Source organism: Asticcacaulis biprosthecium C19, assembly GCF_000204015.1.
GTDB classification, from domain to species: domain Bacteria; phylum Pseudomonadota; class Alphaproteobacteria; order Caulobacterales; family Caulobacteraceae; genus Asticcacaulis; species Asticcacaulis biprosthecius.
In genome coordinates, this window is sequence record NZ_GL883078.1 from 686,236 (window position 1) to 690,415 (window position 4,180).

The following is a 4,180-nucleotide window of genomic DNA, read 5'->3' on the forward strand; positions in this document are numbered from 1 at the left end:
TTGAGGGTTGGTATTAGGTGACAATCCGGCGAAGTTTCAGCTCATTGTGCGCTACGAGCGTTACGGTTGAGTGGTCAGTTTGTTGCGAAAGCCGCTGCAATCTGCAAAACTTGCGGTAGGAGACCGAAGCCGATGACCAACCCCGACAGTATCAACGAAATCGCCACGGTGCGTATCGAATTGCGCGATACCGAACCTTTGATCTGGCGCGAAGTCGAGGTGCCGACCTCAATCACACTGCGGGTGCTACACGACATCATACAGTCCGCCATGGGGTGGCTCGACTATCATCTGTGGGAGTTCACGATTGGTGGTCAAACCTATGGCCTGCCGATGGACGAAGATTGGGGAACAGCACCGCGAAAGATTGCTGACAAGGCTCGCCTGCGTGACGTCTTGAACTCCAACAAGACGGTCATCGACTATCTCTACGATTTCGGCGACAGTTGGGAGCACCGGGTCATCGTGACGGATATCCGCGTCGGCGCCCCACAAGGCTCGCCTGCGTGACGTCTTGAACTCCAACAAGACGGTCATCGACTATCTCTACGATTTCGGCGACAGTTGGGAGCACCGGGTCATCGTGACGGATATCCGCGTCGGCGCCCCACAAGGCTCCTATCCGCGTTACGTCCGTGGCGAGAGGAATGCTCCCCCTGAGGATTGCGGCGGCATTCCAGGATTTTACGACTTGCTCGCCGCCATGGCCGATCCAAAACATCCAAATCACGCCGAAGCCGCTGAATGGGCCGACGAGTACGACCCCGATACCGTTGACGAGATGGGCATCACCGATGCCCTCTCCCGCATTGCGAACCGGTGAAATGCCGCGAAAGGTCGATAGGCAAAGAAAGTCTTATAAGAACGATCGACGCTCGGCCCAGACAAGGGCAATATGTGACCGACGCCTGGAGGCGAACCTTAGTGCTTTGGGGAATGCTGCTCCTGTCCTTGTATTCTGCTTTCCTATCCGTTCCTGAATCCGTGTCCGGTCGCAATGCCGGCATCCGTGCCTGATCCGTGGTTAAACCTGTTCTATCCGACCGCGTGCGGGCGTGCCGATATCGACTCCGCCCCCCTCTGTTTCGATGAAAGAATTTCGACATTTAGTATCATGTCACCGGAATTCGAATTCGGTTCAGTTTGAAGGCCTTTTGGGGAAACTCGGATAGGCGTAGCTGTTTTCGCTCACCCATTTTGACGCCCACGCTTCGGCCGCATGCACAATTTTTCGATTCAGTCGTCTGTACGTACTGGATGTGAAGACCATCGGTTCAAGGTGAGCGATGTAGTTGAGTTCAGTTTCGCCGATCGCATATAGAGTTGAAACATCATGCCAGCGCCCTGAAATCCCCGCGCCTTCTCCCCAGAAATCATAATAACGGATCAAATCTTGGAGCAACAACCTTAAGTGGTTGTGCGCAACGTGCTTGTGGCTCAGCATTCCAATAACATGTCGCTTGATGATTACATGTACCGCTTCATCACGCGAATTAGGAGGTCGGATACCCTTGGGACCGAGAACGGACAAAAGGATAACGCTAAGGTCTTCAAAGGGTAAGCCATAGAAGTCCTGATCATCAGGTACGTGACCGATGAAGCTTTTCGATCCTCTTAATGTGTGAAAATATTGTCTTATGCGGCCCGGGTGGACAGTGTTGAAAAAAAGCTTTGCCAATTCATACCACAACCCCAAGACAATCTCATCCGGCGTAAGCAGGCGATTAGATAGGGCGTGGCGCTTGTAGTACCAGACGAACAAATATCCTTCCAGCGGTTCAGTTTCGCCCTCCTTGTTCAACACCATCTGATGATCCTTTGATGTCTTTGCTGGTTTTGGCAAAGGGCCGACGCCTGGATGCGTACCTTCATGCTTTGGGGAATGTTGCTTCTGTCCCGTCTTCTCTGCCCTGTCACCGGAATTGCGCTACGCGCCCTTGGGCGCTGATTTTACGCTGTCTTCAATCTGTTGTAACTCGCTCAGGTCGTCTTCATCGGCGCGTGCGGCGTCTTCCTTTTTGCGCCGGGCGTCGAACTCTTGATAGATCTGGGCCACCTTGGCTTCCATCTGGGCGTGACTGATGCCGCCCTTGGTTTGCAGGACGGGTTTGTCGTTGAACTCCAGCAACCGGTCGACATTGGACTGCCAATAGGCCAGTGTCAGGTCCCGGCGGTCCTTGACGCGCAGTTCGGCGGTTTCAAGGAAGATGACGGTCAGCCGGTTCAGACTGTCGACCTCGTCGGCGTTGAGGTAGTTCTTGGCCGTGACGATATCGCCTTTGCGGACTCTGGCGCCCTTCCACGACGTCAGGTTCATATTGGGGGCATTGGCGTCGGCGCGGGCAACAATCAGTTCCGCCGCCGTCATTCCGGTGATGGCAAACAGGAGCTTGTTCTGGGTTTCGGCGAAAAACATCTGCGTCGCCTTGTCCGTCGGGTCGTAGTCGGATGACAGGGCCAGCAGGTCGCGCACCTTCTGATAAAATCGCAGTTCCGAGGCGCGGATGTCGCGGATGCGTTCCAGCAACTCATCAAAATAGTCGGCGCGGCCGCCGCCGTTTTTCAGGCGGTCATCATCGATGACAAAGCCTTTGACGAGATAGTGCCGCAGATGGGTATTGGCCCATTTTCTGAATTCGGTGCCTCGCGCGCTCCGCACACGAAAGCCAATGGCAAGGATCATGTCCAGGGCATAGAATTTAACACGATATTGCTTGCTGTCGGCGGCAGTTGTTAAGTAATCCTGAATAACTGAATTTTCAGATAATTCCTTTTCTTTCAATATGTTGGATATATGCATATTGATATTGGGAAGCGAGGTGGCAAAAAGTTCCGCCAGTTGGCTTTGGTTCATCCACACATTGCCGTCACGGGCAAACAGGGCAACCGAAGCTGCGCCGTCCGGCGTGTTGTAAATGATCAGGTTCTGTTCGCTGTCGCTCATACGTTCACCTTGCCCCCGTGCTCCTTCATAGCGCTTTACACCGCTTTTCGCAGTTTCAAAGTTGGAATGTCACGGGTGGCGGATGAGCTGGAACTGTCGCGCGGTCTTATGCAGGGCGAAGACCTGCGGCGTGTCGGGTCGGTAATGTTTAACCACGGATAACGCACGGATATCCTGCGCGGCCGTTTCCGGAATGCGTTCAGGCGTGCTTGGCCAGCCCATGCCTCGCGATATCTCAGACCGCGACAAAGCCTTGAATGTCCTTGCTCGGTTGCCCAAACGTTCACCCGCTTACGAACTCTACGCGTCCATTCTTAGGCACGCGGAAAGGAATATTTCCGATTCGCTCGCCGAAGCTGAAGCTTGGGAGGACGAGTGATGCGGCAGGTGGAGGTGGAACAACTGCGTCAAGAACGCGAAACCTTCGAGTTCAACAGGCAGCGGCGTGGTGGCGACTACGCCTGACGATAGGCTACGGCGCCCTTGCTGCCTTTCTCGTGGTGGCGGCGCTGTGTACGTTTATCATTCTCGCTCACGGCTGGTTTCCCGCTACCGCAAGCAACTGGGCTCTTGGTGTTCTGGGTATCGATATTATCGGTTTGCCTGGGACCGTGGTCAAGCTGGTCTTTGGTGCCTCCCGCGCCGAAGTTCTGATGCCGGTGACACGTGTGGCGACATCCCACTCCCCACAGCCGTAGTGTACTCCCAGACACACGGCTATTTTAATCCGGTACGCTGGAAAGCATTGTGTACACTCTCAGATCATTTGTTCCGGCCAATTCGCTTTGGTTGGCCCTGATTTTCGCAAGCACGCTCTGAAATTCGCGTCTTTTCGTAGCGCCGCATCGCGGCGGGTTCGTGTTGTTCGTGTTAAAATCTTGCGACCGTGGTCGTCTCGTGGGCGGAGGGAATTCCCTGGCGCTGAAACGGCCGACACCTTGCGATGACGGCCGTTCTGCGTGTCCGAAAGAAAGTCGCCCCACCACCACCCTTCGCCTTCGCTGCGCTAAGGCTTCGTCTTGCGCTTGCCGAGATATATCTCGGCTGCGCTCACCCGACCTCCCCACGCAAGAGGCGCGGGGAGGTATCAGAAAGGGCGGGCGTCGCTTCGTCCATCAGACATCCGTCGCCCTACGATGCTTTAAGAAATTGCGTTCATTCTCGTAGACGACGTCCGCCGGAAAGGCGGTCGCAGTGGAACAGCGTTTTTGACTGACGGCCGTCGCGTAGGCTGAG

At 55.0% G+C, this 4,180-nt stretch carries 4 protein-coding genes; 2 read left to right on the forward strand and 2 right to left on the reverse strand.

What is annotated here, in order from left to right:
• Positions 1-132: 132 nt before the first annotated feature.
• Positions 133-510 carry a plasmid pRiA4b ORF-3 family protein gene (locus tag ABI_RS26470; protein ID WP_006273592.1) on the forward strand — a complete coding sequence of 126 codons (378 nt, stop codon included), beginning with the start codon at positions 133-135 and terminating at the stop codon, positions 508-510.
• A 4-nt stretch (positions 511-514) separates the two neighbouring features.
• Positions 515-823 (forward strand): plasmid pRiA4b ORF-3 family protein, encoded by a 309-nt coding sequence (locus ABI_RS26475; RefSeq protein WP_006273593.1) that lies wholly within the window; start codon positions 515-517, stop codon positions 821-823.
• A gap of 315 nt (positions 824-1,138) precedes the next feature.
• Here ABI_RS26475 and ABI_RS13615 read toward each other — a convergent pair whose 3' ends face one another.
• A complete protein-coding gene (locus ABI_RS13615; RefSeq protein WP_006273594.1) occupies positions 1,139-1,807 on the reverse strand; it encodes a hypothetical protein in 669 nt (222 codons plus the stop codon).
• Positions 1,808-1,927: 120 nt separating this feature from the next.
• Complete coding sequence (locus tag ABI_RS13620) at positions 1,928-2,944, reverse strand: virulence RhuM family protein (RefSeq protein WP_006273595.1); 1,017 nt, start codon at positions 2,942-2,944, stop codon at positions 1,928-1,930.
• Between the last annotated feature and the right edge of the window lie 1,236 nt (positions 2,945-4,180).